This is a genomic window from Klebsiella michiganensis, from assembly GCF_015139575.1.
GTDB classification, from domain to species: domain Bacteria; phylum Pseudomonadota; class Gammaproteobacteria; order Enterobacterales; family Enterobacteriaceae; genus Klebsiella; species Klebsiella michiganensis.
Genome location: NZ_AP022547.1, coordinates 4,124,483 through 4,149,797, shown reverse-complemented (window position 1 = coordinate 4,149,797; position 25,315 = coordinate 4,124,483). Strand labels below are relative to the sequence as shown.

The 25,315-nt window shown below is 56.3% G+C and carries 25 protein-coding genes; 13 read left to right on the top strand and 12 right to left on the bottom strand.

Going from position 1 to position 25,315, the window contains the following annotated elements; genetic code table 11:
• The 4 genes from galT to modE form a co-directional block, all read right to left on the bottom strand.
• Positions 1 to 1,047 (bottom strand): galactose-1-phosphate uridylyltransferase, encoded by a 1,047-nt coding sequence (gene galT, locus JLG71_RS19555; protein WP_064358410.1) that lies wholly within the window; start codon positions 1,045 to 1,047, stop codon positions 1 to 3.
• A gap of 9 nt (positions 1,048 to 1,056) precedes the next feature.
• Positions 1,057 to 2,073 carry a UDP-glucose 4-epimerase GalE gene (gene galE / locus JLG71_RS19550; protein WP_004130603.1) on the bottom strand — a complete coding sequence of 339 codons (1,017 nt, stop codon included), beginning with the start codon at positions 2,071 to 2,073 and terminating at the stop codon, positions 1,057 to 1,059.
• A gap of 211 nt (positions 2,074 to 2,284) precedes the next feature.
• Positions 2,285 to 3,754 (bottom strand): molybdate ABC transporter ATP-binding protein ModF, encoded by a 1,470-nt coding sequence (gene modF, locus JLG71_RS19545; RefSeq protein ID WP_200913764.1) that lies wholly within the window; start codon positions 3,752 to 3,754, stop codon positions 2,285 to 2,287.
• A gap of 67 nt (positions 3,755 to 3,821) precedes the next feature.
• A complete protein-coding gene (gene modE / locus JLG71_RS19540) occupies positions 3,822 to 4,610 on the bottom strand; it encodes a molybdenum-dependent transcriptional regulator (RefSeq protein ID WP_004848991.1) in 789 nt (262 codons plus the stop codon).
• 153 nt (positions 4,611 to 4,763) lie between these two features.
• Between modE and JLG71_RS19535 the strand changes: the two genes are divergently transcribed.
• From JLG71_RS19535 to modC, 4 genes are all read left to right on the top strand, one after another.
• Positions 4,764 to 4,913 (top strand): AcrZ family multidrug efflux pump-associated protein, encoded by a 150-nt coding sequence (locus tag JLG71_RS19535; protein WP_004848993.1) that lies wholly within the window; start codon positions 4,764 to 4,766, stop codon positions 4,911 to 4,913.
• 145 nt (positions 4,914 to 5,058) lie between these two features.
• Entirely contained in the window at positions 5,059 to 5,832 is a 774-nt protein-coding gene (modA, locus tag JLG71_RS19530; RefSeq protein WP_025108128.1) for a molybdate ABC transporter substrate-binding protein, read from the top strand.
• Positions 5,832 to 6,521, top strand: a complete 690-nt coding sequence (modB, locus tag JLG71_RS19525) for a molybdate ABC transporter permease subunit (protein WP_004848997.1) — start codon at positions 5,832 to 5,834, stop codon at positions 6,519 to 6,521. The genes modA and modB overlap by 1 nt, the downstream gene beginning before the upstream one ends.
• A gap of 2 nt (positions 6,522 to 6,523) precedes the next feature.
• Positions 6,524 to 7,582, top strand: coding sequence for a molybdenum ABC transporter ATP-binding protein ModC (gene modC / locus JLG71_RS19520; protein WP_038424230.1), 1,059 nt, complete (start codon positions 6,524 to 6,526; stop codon positions 7,580 to 7,582).
• Here the strand turns inward: modC and JLG71_RS19515 are convergent, their stop codons facing one another.
• Positions 7,583 to 8,401: a pyridoxal phosphatase gene (locus JLG71_RS19515; RefSeq protein ID WP_048261177.1), complete on the bottom strand. Its 819-nt coding sequence runs from the start codon at positions 8,399 to 8,401 to the stop codon at positions 7,583 to 7,585.
• Between the two features lie 221 nt (positions 8,402 to 8,622).
• Here JLG71_RS19515 and pgl point away from each other — a divergent pair, with 221 nt between their 5' ends.
• Positions 8,623 to 9,618, top strand: coding sequence for a 6-phosphogluconolactonase (pgl, locus tag JLG71_RS19510; protein WP_014228470.1), 996 nt, complete (start codon positions 8,623 to 8,625; stop codon positions 9,616 to 9,618).
• A gap of 58 nt (positions 9,619 to 9,676) precedes the next feature.
• On the opposite strand, the gene JLG71_RS19505 is transcribed toward pgl, so the two are convergent.
• A complete protein-coding gene (locus tag JLG71_RS19505; protein WP_038424232.1) occupies positions 9,677 to 10,153 on the bottom strand; it encodes a GNAT family N-acetyltransferase in 477 nt (158 codons plus the stop codon).
• A gap of 133 nt (positions 10,154 to 10,286) precedes the next feature.
• Between JLG71_RS19505 and pdxR the strand changes: the two genes are divergently transcribed.
• The gene (pdxR, locus tag JLG71_RS19500; RefSeq protein ID WP_200913763.1) at positions 10,287 to 11,756 is read left to right on the top strand and encodes a MocR-like pyridoxine biosynthesis transcription factor PdxR; all 1,470 of its coding nucleotides are present in this window, start codon (positions 10,287 to 10,289) and stop codon (positions 11,754 to 11,756) included.
• Positions 11,757 to 11,999: 243 nt separating this feature from the next.
• Here pdxR and JLG71_RS19495 read toward each other — a convergent pair whose 3' ends face one another.
• From JLG71_RS19495 to ycgZ, 3 genes are all read right to left on the bottom strand, one after another.
• Positions 12,000 to 12,266, bottom strand: a complete 267-nt coding sequence (locus JLG71_RS19495) for a biofilm development regulator YmgB/AriR family protein (RefSeq protein WP_004849010.1) — start codon at positions 12,264 to 12,266, stop codon at positions 12,000 to 12,002.
• Between the two features lie 54 nt (positions 12,267 to 12,320).
• Positions 12,321 to 12,644, bottom strand: coding sequence for a hypothetical protein (locus JLG71_RS19490; RefSeq protein ID WP_025108124.1), 324 nt, complete (start codon positions 12,642 to 12,644; stop codon positions 12,321 to 12,323).
• A 121-nt stretch (positions 12,645 to 12,765) separates the two neighbouring features.
• Positions 12,766 to 13,008, bottom strand: a complete 243-nt coding sequence (ycgZ, locus tag JLG71_RS19485) for a regulatory protein YcgZ (RefSeq protein WP_004849015.1) — start codon at positions 13,006 to 13,008, stop codon at positions 12,766 to 12,768.
• 335 nt (positions 13,009 to 13,343) lie between these two features.
• Here ycgZ and JLG71_RS19480 point away from each other — a divergent pair, with 335 nt between their 5' ends.
• Both JLG71_RS19480 and JLG71_RS19475 read left to right on the top strand, forming a co-directional pair.
• A complete protein-coding gene (locus JLG71_RS19480; protein WP_046876450.1) occupies positions 13,344 to 14,567 on the top strand; it encodes a diguanylate phosphodiesterase in 1,224 nt (407 codons plus the stop codon).
• Between the two features lie 188 nt (positions 14,568 to 14,755).
• Positions 14,756 to 15,487, top strand: coding sequence for a MerR family transcriptional regulator (locus JLG71_RS19475; protein WP_014228475.1), 732 nt, complete (start codon positions 14,756 to 14,758; stop codon positions 15,485 to 15,487).
• 94 nt (positions 15,488 to 15,581) lie between these two features.
• Here JLG71_RS19475 and JLG71_RS19470 read toward each other — a convergent pair whose 3' ends face one another.
• From JLG71_RS19470 to JLG71_RS19460, 3 genes are all read right to left on the bottom strand, one after another.
• Complete coding sequence (locus JLG71_RS19470; RefSeq protein ID WP_004849021.1) at positions 15,582 to 16,136, bottom strand: LuxR C-terminal-related transcriptional regulator; 555 nt, start codon at positions 16,134 to 16,136, stop codon at positions 15,582 to 15,584.
• A 58-nt stretch (positions 16,137 to 16,194) separates the two neighbouring features.
• On the bottom strand, positions 16,195 to 16,413 hold the full coding sequence (locus JLG71_RS19465; protein ID WP_014228477.1) for a hypothetical protein: 219 nt from the start codon (positions 16,411 to 16,413) through the stop codon (positions 16,195 to 16,197).
• 413 nt (positions 16,414 to 16,826) lie between these two features.
• Entirely contained in the window at positions 16,827 to 18,110 is a 1,284-nt protein-coding gene (locus tag JLG71_RS19460) for a putative acyl-CoA thioester hydrolase (RefSeq protein WP_014228478.1), read from the bottom strand.
• A 230-nt stretch (positions 18,111 to 18,340) separates the two neighbouring features.
• Between JLG71_RS19460 and hutI the strand changes: the two genes are divergently transcribed.
• The 5 genes from hutI to JLG71_RS19430 all read left to right on the top strand — a co-directional run bounded on the left by hutI (position 18,341) and on the right by JLG71_RS19430 (position 25,271).
• On the top strand, positions 18,341 to 19,558 hold the full coding sequence (hutI, locus tag JLG71_RS19455) for an imidazolonepropionase (protein ID WP_064358406.1): 1,218 nt from the start codon (positions 18,341 to 18,343) through the stop codon (positions 19,556 to 19,558).
• Positions 19,559 to 19,698: 140 nt separating this feature from the next.
• On the top strand, positions 19,699 to 20,424 hold the full coding sequence (locus JLG71_RS19450; protein WP_025108120.1) for a histidine utilization repressor: 726 nt from the start codon (positions 19,699 to 19,701) through the stop codon (positions 20,422 to 20,424).
• Positions 20,425 to 20,567: 143 nt separating this feature from the next.
• Positions 20,568 to 22,256, top strand: a complete 1,689-nt coding sequence (hutU, locus tag JLG71_RS28440; protein WP_004849031.1) for a urocanate hydratase — start codon at positions 20,568 to 20,570, stop codon at positions 22,254 to 22,256.
• The gene (hutH, locus tag JLG71_RS19435) at positions 22,253 to 23,776 is read left to right on the top strand and encodes a histidine ammonia-lyase (protein ID WP_025108118.1); all 1,524 of its coding nucleotides are present in this window, start codon (positions 22,253 to 22,255) and stop codon (positions 23,774 to 23,776) included. Before hutU ends, hutH begins: the two co-directional genes overlap by 4 nt.
• A gap of 112 nt (positions 23,777 to 23,888) precedes the next feature.
• A complete protein-coding gene (locus tag JLG71_RS19430; RefSeq protein WP_134896895.1) occupies positions 23,889 to 25,271 on the top strand; it encodes an amino acid permease in 1,383 nt (460 codons plus the stop codon).
• Positions 25,272 to 25,315: the final 44 nt, after the last annotated feature.

The window sequence follows — 25,315 nt, the reverse complement described above, 5'->3', positions numbered from 1 at the left end:
TTATACTCCGGATTCGCGAAAATGGACGTCGCTCACAGCGCGCAGACGTTCGGCGGCCTGCTCGGCCGTCAGGTCACGCTGGGTTTCAGCCAGCATTTCATAGCCGACCATAAATTTACGCACCGTCGCGGAGCGCAGCAGCGGCGGATAAAAATGCGCGTGCAGCTGCCAGTGATTATTCTCTTCATCGTTAAACGGCGCGCCGTGCCAGCCCATAGAGTAGGGGAATGAGCACTGGAACAGATTGTCGTAACGGCTGGTCAGCTTTTTCAGCGCCAGCGCGAGGTCGCTGCGCTGGTCATCGGTTAAATCAGTCAGGCGCTGTACGTGCGCTTTCGGCAACAGCAGCGTCTCGAAGGGCCACGCTGCCCAGTAAGGGACCACCGCGAGCCAGTGTTCGGTCTCGACGACGGTGCGGCTACCGTCGGCTAATTCGCGCTGCGCGTAATCCACCAGCATCGGCGCGCCGTGCTCGGTGAAGTACGCTTTTTGCAGACGATCTTCGCGTTCCGCCTCGTTAGGCAGAAAGCTGTTTGCCCACACCTGGCCATGCGGATGTGGGTTGGAGCAGCCCATTGCCGAGCCTTTATTTTCAAAGACCTGCACCCACGGGTAGGTTTTTCCGAGGTCGGCGGTCTGCTCCTGCCACGTTTTAACCACGCCTTCCAGCGCCTCCACGCTCAGTTCCGGCAGCGTTTTGCTGTGGTCTGGCGAGAAGCAGATGACCCGGCTGGTACCGCGGGCGCTCTGACAGCGCATAAGCGGGTCGTCGCTTTCCGGGGCGTCAGGGGTATCGGTCATCAAAGCCGCAAAGTCATTGGTAAAAACAAACGTACCGGTGTAGTTCGGGTTTTTGTCGCCGGTGACGCGGGTATTACCCGGGCACAGGAAACAGTCCGGGTCGTGCGCGGGCAAGGTCTGTTTTGCCGGCGTTTCCTGCGCCCCCTGCCAGGGGCGCTTGGCGCGATGCGGAGAAACCAGAATCCACTGCCCGGTTAACGGGTTATAACGACGATGTGGATGGTCGACGGGGTTAAATACGCTCATGAAGGTTCCTTAGTCGGGATAACCCTGCGGATGACGGGACTGCCAGTGCCAGGTGTCCTGCGCCATTTCGTCAAGGTTGCGCGTCACGCGCCAGTTCAGCTCGCGATCGGCCTTTTCAGCGTCCGCCCAGTAGGCCGGGAGGTCGCCTTCGCGGCGCGGTGCGAAGTGGTAGTTAATCGGTTTGCCGCAGGCTTTGCTAAATGCGTTGACCACGTCGAGCACGCTGCTGCCGACGCCTGCGCCAAGGTTATAGATATGCACGCCGGCTTTATCGGCCAGTTTTTCCATCGCCGCGACGTGGCCGTCTGCCAGGTCCATCACGTGAATGTAGTCGCGTACGCCGGTGCCATCTTCGGTTGGGTAGTCGTTGCCGAATACCGCCAGCGATTCACGGCGGCCAACCGCGACCTGCGCGATATACGGCATCAGGTTGTTCGGAATACCCTGCGGATCTTCCCCCATATCGCCCGACGGATGCGCGCCGACCGGATTGAAGTAGCGCAGCAGCGCGATGCTCCAGTCCGGCTGCGCTTTTTGCAGGTCGGTCAGGATCTGCTCAACCATCAGCTTGCTTTTACCGTAAGGGCTCTGAGGCGTACCGGTCGGGAAGCTTTCGACGTAAGGGATTTTGGGCTGGTCGCCGTAGACGGTCGCGGAGGAGCTGAAAATAAAGTTTTTCACGCCCGCGGCGCGCATGGCGGAAACGAGTTTCAGTGTGCCGGTTACGTTGTTGTCGTAGTACTCCAGCGGCTTAGCGACGGATTCCCCGACGGCTTTCAGGCCGGCGAAATGGATCACCGCTTCAATGGCGTGATCGTGGAGAATTTCCGTCATCAGCGCTTCGTTACGAATGTCGCCTTCGACAAAGGTGGCGCTTTTCCCGCCGAGACGTTCAATGATTGGCAATACGCTGCGCTTACTGTTGCAGAGATTGTCGAGAATAATCACTTCGTGTCCCTGCAGTAGCAGTTGAACGCAGGTGTGACTTCCAATGTAACCGCTACCACCTGTAACCAGTACTTTCATGATTCGCTCCAATAGGCTTATCGTGTGAGAAGAAGATAGCATACCAAAGAAGCCAAAAGTGTGACACAGGCCAAATTGGTGGAATCGTTTACACTAAAATTTTTAAACAGCCCATTTGAGTTTTTTTGTTTTAAAAACAGGGTGATGTTATGTCTGGTAGCTATTATTCTGAAAAAAACAGGGATCAGCAGACCCCTGTACAGGCTTAATTTTACAGCGGATCCAGCTGGTAAGTGTAACCGTCTCCACTACTCACAAAGGCCAGTCGGTGGGTGATACAGTCCGGGGCGTCTTCGGCGTGATGAGAGACAAACAGCAGCTGCGTCACCCCTTCGCCAATCAGCACATCAACGAAGCGGCGCACCAGCTGGCGGTTGAGCGGGTCCAGCCCCTGCAGCGGTTCGTCAAGGATCAGCAGAGTGGGATGTTTGACCAGGGCGCGGACGATCAGCGCCAGCCGCTGCTGCCCCCAGGAGAGGCTATGGAACGGCGCATCGGCGGTGCGTTTGTCGATACCCAGAATATCCAGCCAGTTCTGCACCAGCTTATGCTGCTTGTCAGATACGGCCTGATAGATGCCGATTGAGTCGAAGTAGCCGGAGAGAATCACGTTACGCACGTTGGTGCTGACGCGGTATTCAAGGTGCAGGCTGCTGCTGACGTAGCCAATATGCTTTTTGATATCCCAGATGGTTTCACCGCTGCCGCGGCGGCGGCCAAACAGGGTCAGGTCGTTGCTGTATCCCTGAGGATGGTCGCCGGTAATCAGGCTGAGCAGCGTGGATTTACCGGCGCCGTTGGGGCCGACTATCTGCCAGTGTTCGCCAGGGTTCACCGTCCAGCTCAGGCGGTTAATGATCGGACGATCGTTGTACGAAACCACGCCGTCGTTCAGCACGATGAGCGGCGCTTCGGCGTCCAGCGCAAGACGCGCTGCCGGTGCGTCCGGCTCCGGCAGCGTCATGCCGTCAAGCTTTTCGCTATGGGCGAGCTGGGCAATAAGCGCCTGCTGCAGCAGGGCCTGCTTTTCGCCGGTTTCGCTCAGCACGCAGTCCGCCAGCACCCCGGCATACTGAACGAACGCCGGGATCTCGTCAAAACGATTGAGGACCAGCACCAGGGTGATACCTTCGCCGTTCAGCGCGGCCAACATCCCGGCGAGCTGCTGGCGCGAGGCGACATCAAGACCGTCGAACGGCTCATCAAGAATAAGCAGGTCGGGATCGCCCATCAGCGCCTGGCACAGCAGGGTCTTGCGCGTTTCGCCGGTAGAGAGATATTTAAAACGGCGTTCGAGCAGGTGGCTAATTGCAAACTGTTCAGCAAGGCGGGCGCAGCGGGAGGGGTCTTTAAACTCATCCTGGATAATTTCCGCCGTCGTGCGGCCGGTGTCTTCTTCTCCCGGGCTGAGCAAATCGGTGTTATTGCGCTGCCACTCATCGCTGACCAGCTTTTGCAACTGCTCAAAAGAGAGACGGGTGATGCGCGAGAAGGTGCACTCACGCTGCCCGCTTAGCAGGGTCAGCTCGCCGGAGAGCGCCCGCGCAAGCGCCGATTTCCCGCTGCCGTTGCTGCCGACGAAAGCCCAGCTCTCGCCAGCCTGCACGCGGAGGTGTTCAATATTTAACGTTTTTGTATCGCTAAGACGAAACGTGCCTTGCGAAATTTGCAACAATGACATTGTGTATCCCACTTTTTGCAGCGATTTGTTTCAGGGATACGTCTTCGCGAGCGCAATGTCAATGCCGTTAGCACAACGTGGCAAGAATGATGCGATCGGCATTAAAATATGCTATCACCTCCGCCCCTTCCGCCAGATCGCGCGTCTGTTCCACCGGCAGGGTGGCGCAAAGGCTCTGCCCATCCGGGAGCGCCATCAGCACTTCACACTGTTCCGGCCCGCGTTCGATGTGGTTGATACGTCCGGCCAGCTGGTTGTCGGCCCGTTCCGCCTGTGCGGCATCCTGAGTAATGCCAACCCACGGCGCTTTCAGCAGCACCAGTACCTCCTGGCCTTCCTCAAGGCCCAGACGATCGGCGCTTTGGGCGGTAATCGCGACCTTAAAGCGGGTTTGGCCGTCGGCCAGCAGAACGTCAACGTGCTGCTGGACCTGCTGATGGTCGCGGCCGGTAATGGTGCCAAACCACTGGTTGCGCGCGCTGGTCTGCAGAGAGAATCGCGAAATGGCAGCCAGCAGGCTGTCGAGGGGAAGGGCGTCATCATCGCTCAGGACATCGAATGCTTTCTGCTGAATCTGCGCCAGCAGGTCGTAGAGCTGAATCAGCCGCTGCCCGTAGCGGGTGAGGACCGCGCCGCCGCCGCCTTTGCCACCGGTCGCCCGGTCAACCAGGGTCTGCTCGCTGAGCTGATTCATTTCATTAATCGCATCCCAGGCGCTTTTATAGCTAATGCCCGCGTTTTTTGCCCCCTGGCTAATCGAGCCGGTCTGTTCAATCTGTTTCAGCAGGGCGATACGGCGAGGATCGGCGAACAGGCGCTGCTGTAATTTGAGGGTAAGAAGAATTTCAGCCTGCATAATCATATCCTGATGAAAAAGGATATTGTGACCGATAGCGGTCATCTTGCAAGATGCATCTCTCAAGGTGGCCTGCGGGGCACCGCACAAATGGGGCGTGTTTTTCCGGCTGAATTGGTTACAATAAACTATTCGTACTTTCTGGAGCCAACCATGTTAGAGCTATTGAAAAGTCTGGTTTTTGCCGTAGTCATGGTCCCTGTGGTGATGGCGGTCATTCTGGGCCTGATTTACGGGCTGGGCGAAGTGTTTAACCTCTTCTCCGGAGCCGGTCATAAAGACAGCAGACCGCAAAATCACTGATTTCCCCCGCGCCCGGTTCTGCCGGGCGTCCTTATTTCTTCCCCCCCTCCATTTTTCGAACGCTGATTACCCCTAATTTTCGCTGGGAAAAACCTGGCGCTATCGTTATATTGTCTATTACATAACGAACCGACGGGAGATTCAGATGACAGGTCAATGGTTACGCTTTTTTGCCGGAGCAACATTAACGCTCTCCGTTGCGGGCCACGCGCTGGCGGAAGAGGGCAAAGTGACGGTTTTTGCCGCGGCATCGCTCACCAACGCCATGCAGGATATCGCCAAAGAGTATAAAAAAGAGAAGGGCGTGGAGGTGGTTTCTTCATTTGCCTCTTCATCGACCCTGGCACGGCAGATTGAAGCGGGGGCGCCGGCGGATCTGTTTATCTCCGCCGATCAAAAATGGATGGATTACGCGGTCGAGAAAAAGAGCATTGATACCGCCTCGCGCGCGACCCTTCTCGGTAACAGCCTGGTTGTCGTGGCGCCAAAAGCCAGCGCGCAGGGCGAGATAAACATCAGTGATAAAACCGACTGGACCAGCCTGCTGAAAGGCGGCCGCCTGGCCGTAGGTGACCCGGAACACGTGCCTGCTGGCATCTATGCGAAAGAGGCGCTGCAAAAGCTGGGAGCCTGGGAAACCCTGTCGCCGAAGCTGGCGCCGGCAGAAGACGTGCGCGGCGCGCTGGCCCTGGTTGAACGCAGCGAAGCGCCGCTGGGGATCGTTTACGGCTCCGATGCGGTCGCCAGCAAGGGGGTAAAAGTTGTCGGTACCTTCCCGGAAGATTCGCATAAGAAAGTGGAATATCCGCTGGCAATCGTCGACGGCCATAAAAATGCCACGGTCAGCGCGTTTTATGACTATTTAAAAGGGCCGGAAGCGTCCGCCATCTTTACACGTTACGGATTTACTACCCACTAATGTTCTTAAGCGATCCTGAATGGCAGGCGGTACTGCTGAGCCTGAAAGTCTCCTCCCTGGCGGTGGTACTGAGCTTGCCTTTTGGCATCTTTTTCTCCTGGCTGCTGGTGCGACGAGATTTTCCCGGTAAAGCGCTGCTCGATAGCATTCTCCACCTGCCGCTGGTATTGCCACCGGTGGTGGTAGGGTATCTCTTGCTGATCGCGATGGGGCGACGCGGTTTTATCGGCAGCTGGCTGTATGACTGGTTTGGTCTGAGCTTCGCGTTTAGCTGGCGCGGCGCGGTACTGGCGGCGGCGGTGATGTCCTTTCCGCTGATGGTGCGGGCCATTCGCCTCGCGCTGGAAGGGGTGGACATCAAGCTCGAGCAGGCGGCGCGTACCCTCGGCGCTGGCCGCTGGCGGGTGTTTTTCACTATTACGTTACCGTTGACGCTACCCGGCATTATCGTTGGCACCGTGCTGGCTTTCGCCCGCTCGCTGGGCGAGTTCGGCGCCACCATCACGTTTGTTTCCAATATTCCCGGCGAAACGCGCACCATCCCTTCGGCCATGTATACCCTGATCCAGACCCCCGGGGGAGAAGGCGCGGCCGCGCGTTTATGCTTGATTTCGATTGCGCTGGCGCTGGTATCGCTGCTGATTTCCGAATGGCTGGCCCGCCTCAGCCGTCAGCGGATGGGGAAATAAACATGCTTGAGCTCGATTTTACCCAGACGCTGGGTACCCACTGTCTGCAAATTCGCGAGACGCTTCCCGCCAGCGGCATTACGGCGGTGTTCGGCGTCTCCGGCGCGGGTAAAACCTCGCTGATTAACGCCATTAGCGGCCTGACGCGCCCGCAGCAGGGGCGCATCGTCCTCAACGGCAGAGTGCTGAACGACGTTGATAAAGGTATCTGCCTGGCGCCGGAAAAGCGCCGCATTGGTTACGTTTTTCAGGACGCGCGCCTGTTTCCGCACTATAAAGTGCGCGGCAATCTGCAATATGGCATGGCGAAGTCTATGGCGGCGCAGTTTGACAAGCTGGTGGCGCTGCTCGGCATTGCGCCGCTGCTTGACCGCCTGCCGGGCGGCCTCTCCGGTGGGGAGAAGCAGCGGGTGGCGATTGGCCGGGCGCTGCTTACCGCGCCGGAGCTGCTGCTGCTGGATGAGCCGCTGGCATCGCTGGATATTCCGCGCAAGCGCGAGCTGTTGCCCTATCTGCAGCGTCTGGCGCGTGAAATCAAGATCCCGATGCTGTACGTCAGCCACTCTCTGGATGAAATCCAGCATCTGGCGGATAACGTGCTGGTGCTGGAAGAGGGGAAAGTGAAAGCCTTTGGCTGTCTGGAAGAGGTGTGGAGCAGCAGCGTGATGCACCCCTGGCTTCCCCAGGAGCAGCAAAGCACGATCCTGAACGTGACCGTTGCCGCTCAGCATCCGCAGTATGCCATGACCGCGCTGGCGCTGGGGGATCGGCAGATATGGGTTAACCGTCTTGACAGGCCGCAGGGCGAAAGCGCGCGGATCCGCATTCAGGCCTCGGACGTTTCTCTGGTACTGCAGCCCGCTCAGCAAACCAGTATCCGCAATATTTTACCCGCGCAGGTCATGCAGTGTATTGAAAGTCATGGGCAGGTTGAGGTCAGGCTGGAGATAAGCGGCCGTACCCTGTGGGCGCGCATCAGCCCCTGGGCTCGCGATGAGCTGGGGGTGACCCCGGGCCAGCGGCTGTATGCGCAGATAAAAAGCGTGTCGATAGCCGCCTGATTACAGCAGGTGGCGATAGATGTAGTCGGCGATACTGGTGGTTTCGTTTTCACCGATTACCACGTTGGCGCGCGCTTTGACCTCTTCCACCGCGTTGCCCATCGCCACGCCGGTACCGGCGGCTTCCAGCATGCTGAGGTCGTTATAGTTGTCGCCGAAGGCGATAACATCCTGCATCGCCAGGCCCTGCGACGCGACCCACTGCGCCAGGCGTTTACCTTTGCTGTTGCCTTCCCGGGCAATGTCCACCTGATCGTGCCACGACCATTCGCACTCCAGACCCAGCGTCTGGCCAACGTGTTGGGCAAAGCGCTGCAGTTTGGCGGTATCTTCATCGGTCAGGGCGAATTTCCACACGGCGTTAACTTCCCGGGCCGCCTGCGCCAGAGAATCGACCTGAGTGAATACCGGACGCTGCTCGACGGGGAGCGATTGCGCCCAGCTGGCGGTGCGGATAACGTGCCCGGTCGGCTGCTCGTACAGCATGGCGTCATCGACGTACATCAGGCCGTGAATATCATGCTCGTTCAGCATTTCCGTCAGGCTCAGGGCTTTATCTACCGGCATCGGGTCGGATTCAAGCACCTTTTTTGCATGATAATCATACAAATAAGTGCCATTGCAGCAAATTGCAGGTGTATCCAGCGCCAGCGCCTGATAAAAAGGATGGATAGCGACGTGATGTCGGCCGGTGACGACGATGATCTGATATCCCGCGTCTTTGGCGCGAGCCAGCGCATCGAGCGAGGCGGGGAGGATGGTCTTTTTGCCGGTTAAGAGCGTGCCGTCTAAATCGAGGGCAATCACGCGTGAGGTCATGGGTTGTTTCCGGTTAATGATGAAAAGTTAGCAGGCTATGATGGTACACCGCTGTGCCATTCCGGCAAACTTTTCAGCATCTACCGCTAAAGAGCCGATACACTTGATCTTTCAGGCTGCCAGGAGGCAACCTGAAGAGCGTTGTGTATGCATATTGTGTTTTTCAGGGTGTCGTTAGTCTGAAAAATGAAATTTCCACGTGCAGTGAGGAAGGAGTATTCATGAAACAAACCGTTTATACCGCCAGCCCGGAAAGCCAGCAGATTCACGTCTGGGATCTGGATCTTGAGGGGAAACTGACCCTGGTGCAGGTTGTTGATGCCCCGGGCCAGGTGCAGCCGATGGTGGTGAGCCCGAACAAAGAGTTTCTCTACGTCGGCGTGCGTCCGGAGTTTCGCGTACTGGCCTACCGCATTGCGCCCGATAATGGCGCCCTGACTTTCGCCGGCGAAGCCGCGCTGCCGGGTAGCCCAACGCATATTTCTACCGATCGTCAGGGGCGCTTTGTGTTCAGCGCTTCCTATAACGCGGGCTGCGTGAGCGTTACGCCGCTGGTGGACGGCCTGCCGCGAGAAGCGGTGGCGGTGGTTGAAGGTCTGGAAGGCTGCCACTCGGCAAATATCTCTCCCGATAATCGCACCCTGTGGGTACCGGCGCTGAAGCAGGATCGTATCTGCCTGTTTACCCTGAGCGACGACGGTTTCCTCGCAGAGCAGGAGCCGGCTGAAGTGACCACCGTTGAAGGCGCGGGCCCGCGTCACATGGTGTTCCATCCGAATCAGCAATACGGCTACTGCGTCAACGAACTGAACAGCTCCGTTGACGTCTGGGAGCTGAAAGATCCGTACGGAAAAATTGAATGCGTGCAGACGCTGGACATGATGCCGCCTGATTTTGCCGGCGTGCGCTGGGCGGCGGATATCCATCTGACCCCGGATGGCCGTCATCTCTACGCCTGCGATCGTACCGCCAGCATTATCACTATCTTCAGCGTCTCGGAAGACGGCAGCGTGCTGTCCATCGAAGGCTATCAGAATACCGAGACCCAGCCGCGCGGCTTTAACCTCGATCATAGCGGCAAATATCTGATCGCCGCCGGTCAGAAATCGCATCATATCGCGGTGTATGAAATCAAAGGCGAGCAGGGGCTGCTCCAGGAAAAAGGGCGCTATGCCGTAGGCCAGGGCCCGATGTGGGTCGTGGTCAACGCTCGCTAAGTTCTCTGTCAGTGACGAAACCTCGCCGCGGCGAGGTTTTTTTACGCCTGCGCAGGGGCTACTTCACCCGCATACGATACTCAATCATGCCGCTTTTCTCCGCGACCCAGTTATACAGACGCTGGCCCCGAAGGTTGGTCTCATGCGTGTGCCAGTACAGGCTGGCTGCGTGACGTTTGCGCGCCTGCAGCTGAACATACTCAATCAGCTGCTTGCCGATATGCTGACCGCGAACGGCCGGGTCAACGAAGAGGTCCTCCAGATAGCAGTAGTCGCTTTCGGCCCAGGTGGAGCGGTGGAAGAGATAATGTACGAAACCCACTATCCTGCCTTCCTGTTTTGCCACTGCGCAGAACATCGGCTCGGTGGGATGGAAAAAGCGCTTCCAGGTGAGCTGCGTGATGCTTTCCGGGATGTCGACGCGATAAAACGTCTGGTAGCTTTTCCACAGCGGCAGCCACTGGGCAAAGTCGCTTTCAGCCGCGGGGTGGAGGGTTACCTGCGCGAGGTTAACGTCGGTTTTGTTGCTATTCATGGCTGTTCCTTATTTTTATCAACCGGGTGATTTGACCTGGCGCTATGGTAGGTGCTGTTCTGGTTCCTAAAAAGTGACACTTTCTGTATATTTATAGGATCCACTTTTATGCCGTCGATGCCCGCTGCCGCTCATGCCAAAACCCATTGCCCCTCTGTTTCAGGAACTGTTATTAGCCCGCGGCGTGATTAAAGATCAGGTCTACCACGCCCTGCGTCAGGCGATTCTGGATGGCCGATTGTCGGCGGGTTCAAAAATCCCCTCCAGCCGGGCGCTGGCTGAGATGATGGCGATCTCGCGAAACTCGGTTATTGCCGGTTTTGACCGCCTGATGGATGAGGGGTACCTGGTCACGCGCAAGGGGGCTGGCACCTTTGTCTGCGAGCATATCCCGGATAACCTCATTAGCGAGTATGACGCGTCGACGCCGCCCGAAACGGCAATAGCCGCCGCAGGGCCGCTTAATCCTGATGTCGCCGCTCTGGTGTCATCATGGTCAGAAAGAGAGGACAGCGGCGAAATGCGTCAGGTTTTTGCCGTCGGTATCGGCTGTACCGATCTCTTCCCTCATGCTTTATGGGGGCGGCTGCTGGGGCGCGTCTGGCGGCAATCGCGTCGTGAGCTGGGAGCGCACGCCACGCCCTATGGATATCAACCTCTACGCCAGGCGATTAGTCGCTATATTCAGGCGACGCGCGGCGTCAATTGCCACGAAGATCGGGTGATCATTGTCAACGGTATTCAGCAAGCGCTTTCCATCACCGCTCAGGCTTTACTGGAAAAGGGCGATGAAGTCTGGCTCGACGATCCCGGATACAGCGGCGCCCGCGGCGCATTCGCTGCCAGGGGAGCGGTGGTCCGGCCCGTTCGGGTTGACGAGGAGGGCATGGATATTCAGGATGGCATTCGCCATTACCCGCAAGCTAAGCTGGTCTATACCGCGCCGTCGCACCAGTTCCCGCTCAGTGGAACGCTTAGCCTGCCCAGAAGGCTCGCCTTACTGGAATGGGCGGAAGCCCATCGGGCGTGGATATTTGAAGACGATTACAATAGCGAATTCCGCTATGCCGCCCGCTCTCTGCAGGCGTTGCAGGGGTTAGATAATCATCAGCGGGTCATCTACGCGGGCACATTTTCTAAGATGATGTATCCGGAGTTCCGGCTGGGCTTTTTAGTGGTCCCCGAGCATTTGCGTGAACAGTTTGCCATGACGAAATATTACACCGATCTCTGTAGTGGGTATCTCGAACAGGCCGTCCTGGCCCGTTTCATCAGCGAGGGGCACTATGCCAGCCACGTCCGTCGTATTCGCAAAGCCTGTTTTGAGCGAAAAAGCGCGCTGGAGGCGGCTATTGCACGCTACTTTGCCGGGCGCATGGTCGTACATCCAACGGATTCGGGTATTCACATAGTCTGCTGGCTATCAGCGGGTTTAAAGGCAGAAGAGGTCGTCGCTAAGGCGCGCCAGCAAGGTTTCGGCGTGCAGACGTTTGAGCGCTATTGTCAGCGGCCGATGTCGCGCGAGGGCGTTTTATTCGGTTTTGCAAACCATACCCCAGCGGTGTTGACCGAGGGAATTCGCCGCCTGGCTGCGATGTTTTAGCTCAGCAATACGGGAAATATTTTGCAGGGGATTAATGGCATTCATTGCCGGATTATATTGCAGACAATGATTATCTTTTTGGAAAACCTGCCCCGTCCTGATTATTCATCTGACAACAGGGGCAGAGTTTTAAAAAGAGAGATACCGCGCCTGGATTTAACGTATATCCACGGCTTCTGTAATAATATAACCATTCGCTTAGCGATATGTGACTTCCCTGTTTAATTACAGCCGGTTAATAAATCAGATATCATCCATGGTGTAGCTGACGACGATTTCCAGGGTTTTGCGGATAACGTCTGCAGTTACGACATCGCTGGTGGTTTCCAGCGCCGTAATTAACCACAAAATAATCGCCTTGTTGCTGAGGTGACCCTCAGACTCAAGGATGCTGCTGATAGCCAGCGACATCACCGCTGATTCATCGATCAGTCTGTCGCCTGCGTTGCGGAAATATTCAGAGAGTGCGGTATCGTTCAGGCCTGCGTAAATATCCGGTTGCTGATGCATAGTCTGTCTCATCATATTCTCTACTTTGTAAGTTAAACATTAGACCAGTAGTGGTCAGTGTATTTTATTCGTACCTGGCTGCTGAGGAGAGCCTAATAACGAATTCGGCTCATCCCAATTATGCTTAGCGCCTGAAGTACCCACGGTATTGTTTTTTCCACGGCGAGCTACCATATTACTGATTTCATCGATAATACGCCCAAGTGCATTCCGCCGTTTTTTATCCTGTTCCCCAGCCTGCATGGCCTGGAGTTTCCCGATCAGTGCTTGTTTACTAATAGGCCCCTTATTTTTGAGTAGAGAGAGGACAGCCTCTCCAATCAATAAATCGGTTAGTGGATCATAATCATTGCGATTCATAACGGTATCTCTGATCATTGTCATCTCCTTGACTGGGAATTTAGTAGCAAGCCGGTAATCCGTGTCAGATACTGGCCCATCCCTTATATTTCCTCATTCAGTAACGACTTAAATCACCAGATAGCTGAAGCCACTTTTATCACTGATGCTCAAACAAGAGACCAATCAACGTTTGATAATGGTTTTCTTCTTCAGGTTCTGAAGCCACTTCAAGGCGACCCAGCAGTTTCGTACACAGGGATTTGCGATTCAGGTTGCGTCCTTCATTCAGGATATCCATTACAATCTGCCCTAACGTCTCCTGCTGCGAAGGTAACGACGCTTTATTGAAGTAGTGGGCAATAGCGTTAGCCGTGTCAGGAATGTAACCGTTCTGCTGCATATGTGCTCCTGTAAGTTCAATTATCAGTGAAGTTGCGATTAAAGTTATACAATGTTTATCAACTTGTACATAGGAAATGGAAAAAATATGTTAATTTTCTTAATGTTTTTTATAACGTATTGATTTATATGGTTTTAAAATTGTACAAATCTTAAGGTAAACATCGAGTGGAGATGTACGAATTGTACAGGTATACAGGAAGGCAAGAACGCCAGCGAAAAGAGGGTGTTAATGTGATTTATTTGTTAATGACTCGGGCGCTTTTACAGGACTTATGCGGGTAGACCTGCTACTGTAATATCTTATTAGCTTTCATCTCTTCTGTCGGAAACTTCATGCTCACTACCATTATTTATCGCAGCCATATCTGCGACAACGTGTCAATTAAATCGCTCGAAAGCATGGTTGCTGAAGCAAATGTCAAAAATAGTCAGGAAAACGTGTCGGGTATTCTGCTTTTTAACGGCACCCACTTTTTTCAGCTATTAGAAGGACCTGAAGAGAAGGTTGAGGAAATTTACCGTCTTATCTGCGCAGACCCGCGGCACCATAACCTCGTGGAGCTGCTCAGGGATCATGGACCGATGCGGCGCTTTGGTAAAATTGGCATGGAACTCTTTGATTTACGAGAGTTTGACCGCGATGAAGTGCTGCAGGCTGTGCTGGATAAAGGGACCACAAAATATCAGCTCACCTATGACGACAGAGCGCTCCATTTTTTCCGTACCTTCGTCGAAGCCACGGAAAAGGAAAACTATTACGAAATTCCTGCGGCTGAAAGCTGGGAGTTTGTGATAGAAGACGCTGCCTGCTACCCTGAAACTCCGCTGCAAGAGGCCGAATGCAGCTTTGCTTTTCAGCCGGTCATCGATCCGTTTGCCAAAGAGGTCGTCTCCTACGAAGCGCTGCTGCGCACGACTTCCGGTGATTCGCCAGCGGTCTATTTTGACGGACTTTCGCGAGAGGAAATCTACTGGACGGATCTCCACAGCAAGCGCATTGCCTTCGCCATGGCGGGACTTTTGCACCTCCGTGGACGCACGTTGTCGATTAATCTGCTGCCCATGACGCTGGTGAATGTTCCCAACGCTGTCGAATTTCTGTTAGCGGAAATTGAAGCCAGCGGTTTGATCCCTGAGCAAATTATTGTGGAATTTACCGAAAGCGAAGCCATTTCCCGTCTTGATGAATTCACCGATTCCGTGCGTAAGCTCAAGTCTGCGGGAATTCGCGTGGCTATCGATCATTTTGGCGCCGGGTTTGCCGGGCTGTTGCTGTTGGCTCAGTTTCAGCCGGATCGCATCAAGATTAATCGCCAGCTGGTCAAAGATATCCATAAGCACGGCCCAAAACAGGCAATCGTTCAGGCGATTATTAAATGCTGTCACTCCCTGGAAATCGCCATTTCTGCGGTAGGTATCGAGCAGGCGGAGGAGTGGATGTGGCTGGAGTCAGCGGGGATTACGCATTTCCAGGGAAATTTATTTGCCAGTCCGTGTCTGGGAGGCATTCCGCCGGTAGCATGGCCAGAGAAAAAAGTAGCGTGTGAGCTTCTTTAAATTTTGACCCCGGCTCAGCGCAGCGTGTCGGTTAAAAAGCGGTGTATAACGGTAAAATAAGCCCTGTTTTTTGCCCGGTATATCGGCGCCCGACCTGTTTATTTTAGCTGTACAAGAAAAGTTAATTGTACAACCAGGCTAAATTCGTTAATTTAGTCGGTAAAGTATTATCAGGTTAGAGGGCGCTAATGGCATATTACAGCATCGGTGAGGTTGCCGAACGTTGCGGAATCAACCCCGTGACTTTGCGTGCATGGCAGCGAAGATATGGTTTGCTAAAGCCGCAGAGAAGCGAGGGAGGCCACCGCCAGTTTGACGAGGAGGACGTTCAGCGCATTGAGGAAATCAAACGCTGGATCGATCGCGGAGTCTCCGTGGGCAAGGTTAAGGCGCTTCTGGAAGGCCATCAACCTGAAACGCAAGACGCTGCCGTCCTGCTCCAGGAAGAGATGATGACGCTTCTGCGAGGCGTCCAGCCCTCAAAATTACGCACCCGCATCATGTCCCTCAGCCATGAATATCCCGTAGATAAACTGATTGACCGGCTCTTTGTCCCCGTCCGCAGTAAGCTCAATCTCGATCCGAATACCTCCATGGCGATTATCAGTATGCTGGACGGTATCCTGATTGATTGCGTAGCGTCCATTCTTGCGGAATCGCGCAAAAAGGTGGGGAAAGAGACGCTGCTGGTGGGGTGGGGTAATGAAGACCGTACCCGTCTGTGGCTGGAAGCGTGGCGTTTATCGCAGCGCGCCTGGCACGTCAACGTGCTGGCGGAGCCGCTGGATTCTCCTCGCCCGGAACTGTTTCCTGGTCAGCACATTTTTGTCTGGACCGGCCGCGCGCTGACCCCCTTGCAGGCAGAATTACTTAGCCACTGGCAAAGCCAGGGCTTCACCATTGAGTTTCACGGAGAGTAAGCGTCTTAGAGGGTTAGCAGCGGAACATTTTTAGAGATGTTATTCCGCCGCTTGTCTTCCTGAAGCATGGCAACATGCGCTGGCAGGTAAATTATCAGAAATTGAGCTGGGTCCAGGCTTTAAACGTTTCGCTGCGGCTAATATTAAAAAAATCTGTCCGACCCGAGCAGCCGAGCTTTTTGATTAAGGTCAGGCGAATTTGATAAATTGTTTTAATATGTAAATTCAGCGACTTCCCTATATTTGCCATCGCTTCACCATCGTTCATCAGGCGAATCACTTCTTTTTCGCGATTGGTAAAAACGATACTTTCAGATTCCCGGTCCGGCTTCTTACCGAACAAGGTGGGGCGGAGAATAAACGATTTTATCTCAGCGGGCGTTGAGCGCGCCGGGATTCTGTACATTGGTATTTCGCTCAGGAAGTTCAAATCATTACCGTCGGTGAGCAGGACAAAACGAACTCTTTTGCGATCGTAATGATGATTAAGCACCGCATAATAGTTATCGCTGGTGAAAAAGACATATTTTCCATGAAAACAGCCTGGTGATAATGAATCGAGTACAAGCTGTAATCCTTGACGAAGAAGGTTATTGTTAATCCAAAGATCGTAATGATTAAAAAAGTGACCTTGCTTGTCGTTATTCATTTGTCCTCCGAGGTAGAAGTGTTAATAATGGCTTAATTTAACAAATCACATATCATGCTTAGTGATGGTTTTTACCACGTAGCACATGCAGCGTTTGGATATATAAATCGGCGAGTATTTCATTTTTCTCGAGATTCAGGCGCCGCTGAACCTCAACGATTAAACGCTCATGGCTAACGGCTTCGCTCTCCGTCTGGGTCTGCACCATGTGTTCGATATTTTTCAGCAAAGCAGAGTTAGAAATAAACTCTGCAGGAATAGTATTTTTAATCTGCATGGTATATCTCGGGTTATGTTAGACAATAAATCAACAAACAAAGATGCGGGATAAAAATCATCTTTGCTCTACGGTTCTTCACCATTTCAAAGGAAATGGTGTGCATTTTTTTAAATCATAAGAATGCTGTAATGCAGAATTTAAAACTTACGTAATAACTATAGTCACGATCTTCAGGATGTACAATTTTTCCGAATTAATTTTGTACATTTAGTTGGTTTTTTTAACATTGACTTATAAGATATTGTTTTGTAGAGTTATTTTTTGTAAAGATAATGTGAAAAAGTTGTACAGAACGGCGTCTGTACAGGGATAACCTACAGGATGAGGGGATAGCGGTGAAGAAGCGGGAAGGGCACAGCGGGAAGAGAAAGAGACAAAGGGGGAATAGCTTCCCCCTTTTGGCGTAAGCGTTACTGCTTCGGTTCAGCGACGACAAAGCTTCCCACGCCGCGGTTGTTGTATTCCCACATGCGGTTGAAGTTAGCGTCATTCAGGTTACGCTGCGGGTTGCCTTTGGCATCCGCAGTACCGGTGTTGCCGCTAAACGGACGGTTTGAACCGACGGCATCAGCCCACGGTTTGGCAATATTAAAGCCTTCATTAATGACGCTATCGCGAATAACGACCTGGCCATTGGTGTTGCCGTCAACGTCCAGAGAGCGGCCCAGCTGCGCGACGTTATCGCCGGAAGCGGTAAAGCGGCTGTTGATCGCCAGGAAGCCGTAGGTCACGCTCTTCAGGGTCGCTGGCGCAAAGACGTAGCCCTCTTTCTGGGTGCGCGAATTGACCACGCGGAAGTCGGTATTGTCGAACACGACCGCCCCACGACCGGAAACGATATCGACGTCGCCTTCAATATAGCTGTTGCTGACCAGGGTTCGGGTCTGACGGTTATCCTGCAGGCGGTTTTGTACGCCGCTGTTGGTCACGAAAAAGGTGTTCTGGCGACCGAGGATATTCACCTTGTTAATCTGTACCCGATCGCCATCGCTACGCAGCGCCACGGCCTGATGGGTGCCCGCGTCTACGCTGTCGCCGAGGTTGTTGGCGATAGTCAGGTTCTGTAGCTGGAGATCGTTATTCTGCGACCAGAATACCGCTGAGCACATCACGCCAACGGTGGCGGCACGTCTGCTCTGGCAACTGTCGTACATATACCAGGCCGGTTTGCCCGGCATATATTTGCCGCCCGGATTAACCTGGTGACGCCAGGAGACCGGATCCATTTCTGAATCAATCGCTGCGCTGATTTTTACATCAATCGGCTTCTCACCGGTGCCGTACAGGGTCAGCGCGCCAGGCGCCGCCGGAACGTATACGGTGCCCGCATATTCACCCGGCATGATGGCGATAAACTGACGACGATTGGAGTGGCGGGTAATCGCTGCATCCACCGCGGCCTGAATCGTGGTGTGGGTTACCCCCTGGGTACCCGCAGGACCCACAACAAAATCCGGCTGCGCCGGGAGGCTGATGGCGGACGGGCTCCACGCCGCGGCGTTAGGATCGAGAGACTGGAAATAGCTCGCCGGTAAGAAGTTTTTCGCCTCATCGGCGGTTAAAACTGGACGAGAGGCCGTGCCCGGCGCTGTTTGCGTTGAGGGCTGTTGATCGGCAGGCGTCGAACTACAGGCGGACAACGTCACGCCAAAGGCCAGCGCCAGCGCCAGGCGGGAAACGGAATATGTGTTCATGTTGCTCCGGGCAAGAATAAATTAAGGGTATAGGTCCTTTAAAGCCTGCTGTTTTATACCAACTTAAGCGAAACGGGAAGACGTAGCGCAAAAAAGTTGTTTCTTTACATAATAAGAGCCGGAAACGAGCCGCTTTTGATCACAAATAAATAACATTTGCCGGGGGCTGAGTTGACATTTCTCGCGGAATCAAAATAAATGTCTATACAACCCATGACAAGTTGACCGCTATGACACACACACCTTCCGAACGCCTAATCTGGCGAAACGTCCGCCTGGCCACGCTCGATCCGCGTTTCTCTCAGCCGTATGGACTCGTGGAGCATCATGCGCTGCTGGTGCGCGATGGACGCATTGAAGCTATTGTGCCCGAAAGCGAGGCGCCCGCAGGGCAGAGTATTGACCTCGGCGGCAGGCTGCTCACGCCGGGGCTGATTGATTGCCACACGCACCTGGTCTTCGGCGGCAGCCGGGCGCAGGAGTGGGAGCAGCGCCTCAACGGCGTCTCCTACCAGACCATTAGCGCCAACGGCGGTGGCATTAACGCGACCGTGCGCGCCACCCGGGAAAGCAGCGAAACGGAGCTGCTGGCGCTGGCCCGGCAGCGGCTGGCTCGTCTGCTGCGCGAAGGGGTCACCACCCTGGAGATCAAGTCCGGCTACGGGCTGGATCTCGCAAACGAACGTAAAATGCTGCGGGTTGTACAACAGCTTGCCGCAACGCATACCGTTGAGATTTCCCCCACGCTACTCTCCGCCCACGCCACGCCGCCGGAATATAAAGGCGACCCGGACGGCTATATCAATCTGGTATGCGAAACCATTCTGCCCACGCTGTGGGAAGAGGGGCTATTTGAAAGCGTCGATGCCTTCTGCGAAAACGTCGGCTTTACCCCCGCGCAGACTGAACGGGTTTACAGTACGGCCCAGGCATTAGGTATCCCGGTAAAAGGTCACGTTGAGCAGCTCTCTTCGCTGGGCGGCGCCGAATTAGTGAGCCGCTATAAAGGCCTGTCCGCCGACCATATTGAATACCTGACCCCAGAGGGCGTGGCGGCGATGAGCCGCAGCGGCACCGTGGCGGTGCTCCTGCCCGGCGCGTTCTATTTCCTTAACGAAACCCGCAGGCCGCCGGTTGAACTGCTGCGCGAATATCAGGTTCCGATGGCGGTGGCGACGGACTACAACCCCGGCACCAGCCCCTTCGCCAGCCTGCATCTGGCGATGAATATGGCCTGCGTGAAATTTGGCTTAACGCCGGAGGAGGCGTGGGCAGGCGTAACCCGTCATGCGGCGCAGGCGCTGGGCCGCCAGGCGAGCCACGGCCGGCTGGCGCCGGGCTTCGTTGCTGATTTTGCTATCTGGGACGCGGAGCATCCGGTTGAGATGGTTTACGAGCCGGGGCGCAGCCCGCTCTGGCAGCGCGTGGTGCGAGGAGAAATCGCATGAAGCTATGACAACCGACGGCCGCCGGGATTTGTCAGGGGCGCGACCACAGCGCGGAGGCGCGGCAAATCGCCCATTGGTGGCAGTAGCGATTCAGTATATTCTGGACGTTTCGCCGCCCATTCGCACAAGGAAGCCCGGCCATGTTCTCATCGCAACCTCGTTCCGCGCCTGCGCCTTTCTATGAAAAGGTGAAACAGGCTATTAGCGAAAAGATCCACAGCGGCGTCTGGCGTCCGCACGATCGCATTCCTTCGGAGGCGGAGCTGGTGGCGCAGTTTGGCTTTAGCCGGATGACCATCAATCGGGCGCTGCGCGAGCTGACCGATGAAGGCCGGCTGGTGCGATTACAGGGGGTGGGGACGTTTGTCGCGGAGCCGAAAGGGCAGTCGGCGCTGTTTGAAGTGCGCAGCATCGCGGAGGAAATTACCTCTCGTCATCATCAGCACCGCTGCGAGGTGGTGCTGCTGGAGGAAACGCAGGCGGATCTGATTCAGGCCGCGGCGCTCAACGTGGCCGCCGGTACGCGGATTTTCCATTCGCTGATGGTGCATTTTGAAAATGAGGTCCCGGTACAGATTGAGGACCGCTGCGTCAACGCCTCCGTGGTGCCGGACTATCTGCGTCAGGACTATACCGCGACCACGCCCCACGACTATCTGTCGCTGATCGCCCCTCTGACCGAAGGGGAGCACATTGTTGAGGCGGTGCAGGCAACGGCGGAGGAGTGCGCGCTGCTGCATATTCACGCGCACGACCCGTGTCTGCTGATCCGCCGCCGCACCTGGTCCACCACCCATATCGTTTCCCACGCGCGCCTGATTTTCCCCGGCAGCCGCTACCGTCTGCAGGGCCATTTTGGTTCCTGATCTTCCTGCGCGTCGGCAAAACGTGATTGCTGACGCAATATAACAAAAATGTATCTTTTGTGTTAAATCCTGGCTTGCGTATGCTTGTATAGACAAGTATATGTATCTACGTACACAACGTTAATTGTCAGGAGAAACCCCCGATGTCGCAAAGCAAATACCGCCAGCAGGACGTACGTGCACCGCGTGGCACAACGTTAAATGCGAAGAGCTGGCTGACCGAAGCTCCGCTGCGTATGCTCATGAATAACCTCGACCCGGATGTCGCCGAAAACCCGCATGAGCTGGTGGTGTATGGCGGCATCGGACGCGCGGCGCGCAACTGGGAATGCTATGACGCTATCGTGAAGGCGCTGAAAAACCTGGAGAGCGACGAAACGCTGCTGGTGCAGTCCGGTAAGCCGGTGGGCGTATTCAAAACCCATGAAAACTCGCCGCGGGTGCTGATCGCCAACTCCAACCTGGTGCCGCACTGGGCAACCTGGGAACACTTTAACGAGCTGGATGCTAAAGGGCTGGCGATGTACGGCCAGATGACCGCCGGCAGCTGGATCTACATTGGCAGCCAGGGCATCGTGCAGGGCACCTATGAAACCTTCGTTGAGGCAGGCCGCCAGCACTACCAGGGCAGCCTGAAGGGGCGCTGGGTGTTGACCGCCGGTCTGGGCGGCATGGGCGGCGCGCAGCCGCTGGCCGCGACCTTAGCGGGCGCCTGCTCGTTGAATATCGAATGCCAGCAGAGCCGCATCGATTTCCGCCTGCGTACCCGCTACGTTGATGAACAGGCGACGTCGCTGGATGACGCGCTGGCGCGCATCAAAAAATACACCGCCGAGGGCCGGGCAATCTCTATCGCACTGTGCGGCAACGCGGCAGAGATCGTGCCGGAAATGGTCAAACGCGGCGTGCGCCCGGATATGGTGACCGATCAGACCAGCGCCCACGACCCGCTGCACGGCTATCTGCCGAAAGGCTGGAGCTGGGAAGAGTACCAGGCTAAGGCCGAGTCGGACCCGCAGGGCACTATCCTGGCGGCGAAACGCGCAATGGCCGACCACGTGCAGGCGATGCTGGCATTCCACGAAATGGGCGTGCCGACGTTTGACTACGGCAACAACATTCGCCAGATGGCCCAGGAGATGGGCGTTGGCAACGCGTTTGCTTTCCCAGGCTTCGTTCCCGCCTATATCCGCCCGCTATTCTGCCGCGGCATCGGCCCGTTCCGCTGGGTTGCCCTGTCCGGCGACCCGCAGGACATCTATAAAACCGACGCGAAAGTGAAAGAGATCGTTAAAGACGATAAGCACCTGCATCACTGGCTGGATATGGCCCGCGAGCGTATCAGTTTCCAGGGGCTACCGGCGCGTATCTGCTGGGTAGGCCTCGAATGGCGGCAGAAGCTGGGGCTGGCGTTTAACGAAATGGTCCGCAGCGGCGAAGTCTCCGCGCCGATCGTCATTGGCCGCGACCATCTTGACTCCGGCTCCGTCGCCAGCCCGAACCGCGAGACGGAAGCGATGCGCGATGGTTCCGACGCCGTCTCCGACTGGCCGCTGCTCAACGCCTTACTGAATACCGCCAGCGGGGCGACCTGGGTGTCGCTGCACCACGGCGGCGGCGTCGGGATGGGCTTTTCGCAGCACTCCGGCATGGTTATCGTCTGCGACGGTACCGATGAAGCGGCGGCGCGCATTGCCCGCGTCCTGCACAACGACCCGGCGACCGGCGTGATGCGTCATGCCGACGCGGGCTACGATATCGCGATTGAGTGCGCGACAGAACAAGGTTTGAATCTTCCGATGGTGGCAGCAACGCAGGGGCACGCTAAATGAACGCTTTAACACTGATTCCGGGTCAACTCAGTCTGTCGCAGCTGCGCGACGTCTACAGCCAGCCGCTGAACATTACGCTAGACGAAAGCGCGTTCGCGGCGATTGATGACAGCGTTGCCTGCGTCAACGCGATTCTGGCGGAAGGCCGCACCGCCTACGGTATCAACACCGGTTTTGGCCTGCTGGCGCAGACGCGCATCTCAACCGAAGATCTGGAAAACCTTCAGCGATCGCTGGTGCTGTCGCACGCGGCGGGGATTGGCGAACCGCTGGATGATGACCTCGCGCGTCTGATTATGGTGCTGAAAATTAACAGCCTGTCGCGCGGCTTTTCCGGCATTCGCCTGAGCGTGATTCAGGCGCTGATTGGCCTGGTCAACGCGGGCGTGACGCCGTGGATCCCGGCGAAGGGATCGGTCGGCGCCTCCGGCGACCTCGCGCCGCTGGCGCATATGTCTTTGACCCTACTTGGCGAAGGGAAAGCGCGCGTGCGCGGCGGGGAGTGGCTGCCGGCGACGGAAGCGCTGCGTCAGGCGGGGCTTGAGCCGATTACTCTGGCGGCGAAAGAGGGGCTGGCGCTGCTCAACGGCACGCAGGCGTCGACGGCGTTTGCCCTGCGCGGCCTGTTCGAAGCCGAAGACCTGTTCGCTTCCGCGGTAGTTTGCGGGTCGTTAACCACCGAAGCGGCGCTCGGTTCGCGTCGTCCGTTTGATCCGCGCATTCACGAAGCGCGCGGTCAGCGCGGGCAGATTGACGCCGCGGCGCTCTATCGCCATCTGCTGACCGACGACAGCGCGATTTCCCAGTCGCACCATAACTGCACCAAGGTGCAGGATCCGTACTCTCTGCGCTGCCAGCCGCAGGTGATGGGTGCCTGCCTGACCCAGCTTCGCCAGGCGGCGGAAGTGCTGCTGGTTGAAGCCAACGCGGTATCCGATAACCCGCTGGTGTTCGCCAGCGAGAACGACGTGATTTCCGGAGGTAACTTCCACGCCGAACCGGTGGCGATGGCGGCGGATAATATCGCGCTGGCGATTGCCGAAATCGGATCGCTGTCGGAGCGCCGTATCGCGCTGATGATGGACAGCCATATGTCGCAGCTGCCCCCTTTCCTGGTCAAAAACGGCGGCGTCAACTCCGGGTTTATGATTGCCCAGGTGACGGCGGCGGCGCTGGCCAGCGAGAACAAAGCGCTGTCGCACCCGCACAGCGTGGACAGTCTGCCAACCTCCGCTAACCAGGAAGACCACGTCTCGATGGCCCCGGCCGCCGGCCGCCGCCTGTGGGCGATGGCGGAAAATACCCGCGGCGTACTGGCCGTTGAGTGGCTGGCCGCCGTGCAGGGTCTGGATATGCGCGAAGGCCTGAGCAGCAGCCCGCTGCTGGAAGAGGCGCGCCACCTGCTGCGCGAACGGGTGACCCATTACACCGAGGACCGCTTCTTCGCCCCGGACATCGAAAACGCCATTGCGCTCCTGGCGGCGCGTCATCTGACGCGGCTGCTGCCTGCCGTGCTCTGAGACCAACGCTAAACCATCGCTGTTCTCTGTACCTGCGCCGGGAGGATCTCTTCCTCCCGGCCACCCTACACGCATATTTGTCGTCGTATAAAAACTATCAGGACACTTGCATATGCAACAACAAAACAAGCCACACCTGCTGCGCGGGCTGAATGCCCGGCACATTCGTTTTATCGCCCTCGGCTCCGCCATCGGTACCGGGCTGTTCTACGGCTCGGCATCGGCGATCAAGGCCGCGGGCCCGGCGGTACTGCTGGCCTATCTGATCGGCGGCGCGGCGGTGTTTATCGTGATGCGGGCGCTGGGGGAAATGGCGGTACGCAACCCCGTTTCCGGCTCCTTCAGCAGCTACGCGCGCCAGTATCTTGGCCCGCTGGCGGGTTTTATTACCGGCTGGACCTACACCTTTGAGATGGTGATCGTCGCCCTCGCGGACGTTACCGCGTTCGGCATCTATATGGGGCTGTGGTATCCCGATGTTCCCCGCTGGATCTGGGTGCTGAGCATTATCTTTTTTATCGGCGCCATGAACCTGTGCAGCGTGCGCGTTTTCGGCGAGATGGAGTTCTGGCTGTCGCTGATCAAAGTGGTGGCGATTATTGCCATGATTGTGGCGGGCGGCAGCATCATTTTCTTTGGATTCGGTAACGCCTTTCCGGCAACCGGGCTGGAGAATTTGTGGAGCCACGGCGGCTTTGCCCCTAACGGCTGGGAGGGGATTATAGCCTCGCTCGGTATCGTGATGTTTGCCTTTGGCGGCGTCGAGATTATCGGCGTGACCGCGGCGGAAGCGAAGAATCCGCAGAAGGTGATCCCGCAGGCGATCAATACTATCCCGCTGCGAATCGTGCTGTTCTATGTCTGCACCCTGGCGATTCTGATGGCGATTTTCCCGTGGAACAGCTTCGGCGAGCGGGGCAGTCCGTTCGTGCTGATTTTTGATGGTCTGGGGATTCCGGCGGCGGCTACCATCCTGAATATCATCGTGATCAGCGCCAGTATTTCGGCGATTAACAGCGATATTTTTGGCGCGGGGCGCATGATGTACGGCATGGCGAAAGAGGGGCTGGCGCCGAAGAGCTTCCAGCGCATCGCCAGCAACGGGGTGCCGTGGATGACGGTGGTGGTGATGGGCGTGGCGCTGCTGGCGGCGGTGGTGCTGAACTACCTGATGCCGGAGCAGGTGTTTGTGCTGATTGCCTCGCTGGCAGCTTTTGCTACGGTGTGGGTCTGGCTGATGATCCTGCTGGCCCACTTTGCGATGCGTCGCGGCCTGTCCGCTGAAGAGCGCGGCAATATCGCGTTTCCGGTGCCGTTCTGGCCGGTTGCGCCGCTGCTGACGCTGCTGTTTATGGGACTGGTCATCGCGGTGCTGGGGATGGTGGAGGAGACGCGGATTGCGCTTATCGCCGGTCTGGTATGGCTCGGGCTGCTGACGGTGGTGTGGTTTGCGCGGGTGCGCAAAAACGCCGTGCAGGCGGTGACGGAGTCGTGATTGTTTTGGTTTACCCGGGTTGCGGCTGACGCCTTACCCGGGCT

Coding starts and splice junctions, on each gene's coding strand:
- JLG71_RS19430 (WP_134896895.1), top strand. CDS start 23,889: ATGCAACAACAAAACAAGCCACACCTGCTGCGCGGGCTGAATGCCCGG.
- ycgZ (WP_004849015.1), bottom strand. CDS start 13,008: ATGCAGCAGAACGGTTACATTCCTGACACGGCTAACGCTATTGCCCAC.
- hutI (WP_064358406.1), top strand. CDS start 18,341: ATGACACACACACCTTCCGAACGCCTAATCTGGCGAAACGTCCGCCTG.
- hutU (WP_004849031.1), top strand. CDS start 20,568: ATGTCGCAAAGCAAATACCGCCAGCAGGACGTACGTGCACCGCGTGGC.
- JLG71_RS19450 (WP_025108120.1), top strand. CDS start 19,699: ATGTTCTCATCGCAACCTCGTTCCGCGCCTGCGCCTTTCTATGAAAAG.
- modE (WP_004848991.1), bottom strand. CDS start 4,610: ATGCAGGCTGAAATTCTTCTTACCCTCAAATTACAGCAGCGCCTGTTC.
- JLG71_RS19515 (WP_048261177.1), bottom strand. CDS start 8,401: ATGACCTCACGCGTGATTGCCCTCGATTTAGACGGCACGCTCTTAACC.
- pgl (WP_014228470.1), top strand. CDS start 8,623: ATGAAACAAACCGTTTATACCGCCAGCCCGGAAAGCCAGCAGATTCAC.
- JLG71_RS19535 (WP_004848993.1), top strand. CDS start 4,764: ATGTTAGAGCTATTGAAAAGTCTGGTTTTTGCCGTAGTCATGGTCCCT.
- JLG71_RS19465 (WP_014228477.1), bottom strand. CDS start 16,413: ATGCAGATTAAAAATACTATTCCTGCAGAGTTTATTTCTAACTCTGCT.
- JLG71_RS19460 (WP_014228478.1), bottom strand. CDS start 18,110: ATGAACACATATTCCGTTTCCCGCCTGGCGCTGGCGCTGGCCTTTGGC.
- pdxR (WP_200913763.1), top strand. CDS start 10,287: ATGCCAAAACCCATTGCCCCTCTGTTTCAGGAACTGTTATTAGCCCGC.
- galE (WP_004130603.1), bottom strand. CDS start 2,073: ATGAAAGTACTGGTTACAGGTGGTAGCGGTTACATTGGAAGTCACACC.
- JLG71_RS19475 (WP_014228475.1), top strand. CDS start 14,756: ATGGCATATTACAGCATCGGTGAGGTTGCCGAACGTTGCGGAATCAAC.
- hutH (WP_025108118.1), top strand. CDS start 22,253: ATGAACGCTTTAACACTGATTCCGGGTCAACTCAGTCTGTCGCAGCTG.
- JLG71_RS19470 (WP_004849021.1), bottom strand. CDS start 16,136: ATGAATAACGACAAGCAAGGTCACTTTTTTAATCATTACGATCTTTGG.
- JLG71_RS19490 (WP_025108124.1), bottom strand. CDS start 12,644: ATGATCAGAGATACCGTTATGAATCGCAATGATTATGATCCACTAACC.
- modC (WP_038424230.1), top strand. CDS start 6,524: ATGCTTGAGCTCGATTTTACCCAGACGCTGGGTACCCACTGTCTGCAA.
- galT (WP_064358410.1), bottom strand. CDS start 1,047: ATGAGCGTATTTAACCCCGTCGACCATCCACATCGTCGTTATAACCCG.
- JLG71_RS19505 (WP_038424232.1), bottom strand. CDS start 10,153: ATGAATAGCAACAAAACCGACGTTAACCTCGCGCAGGTAACCCTCCAC.
- modA (WP_025108128.1), top strand. CDS start 5,059: ATGACAGGTCAATGGTTACGCTTTTTTGCCGGAGCAACATTAACGCTC.
- modF (WP_200913764.1), bottom strand. CDS start 3,754: ATGTCATTGTTGCAAATTTCGCAAGGCACGTTTCGTCTTAGCGATACA.
- JLG71_RS19480 (WP_046876450.1), top strand. CDS start 13,344: ATGCTCACTACCATTATTTATCGCAGCCATATCTGCGACAACGTGTCA.
- modB (WP_004848997.1), top strand. CDS start 5,832: ATGTTCTTAAGCGATCCTGAATGGCAGGCGGTACTGCTGAGCCTGAAA.
- JLG71_RS19495 (WP_004849010.1), bottom strand. CDS start 12,266: ATGCATCAGCAACCGGATATTTACGCAGGCCTGAACGATACCGCACTC.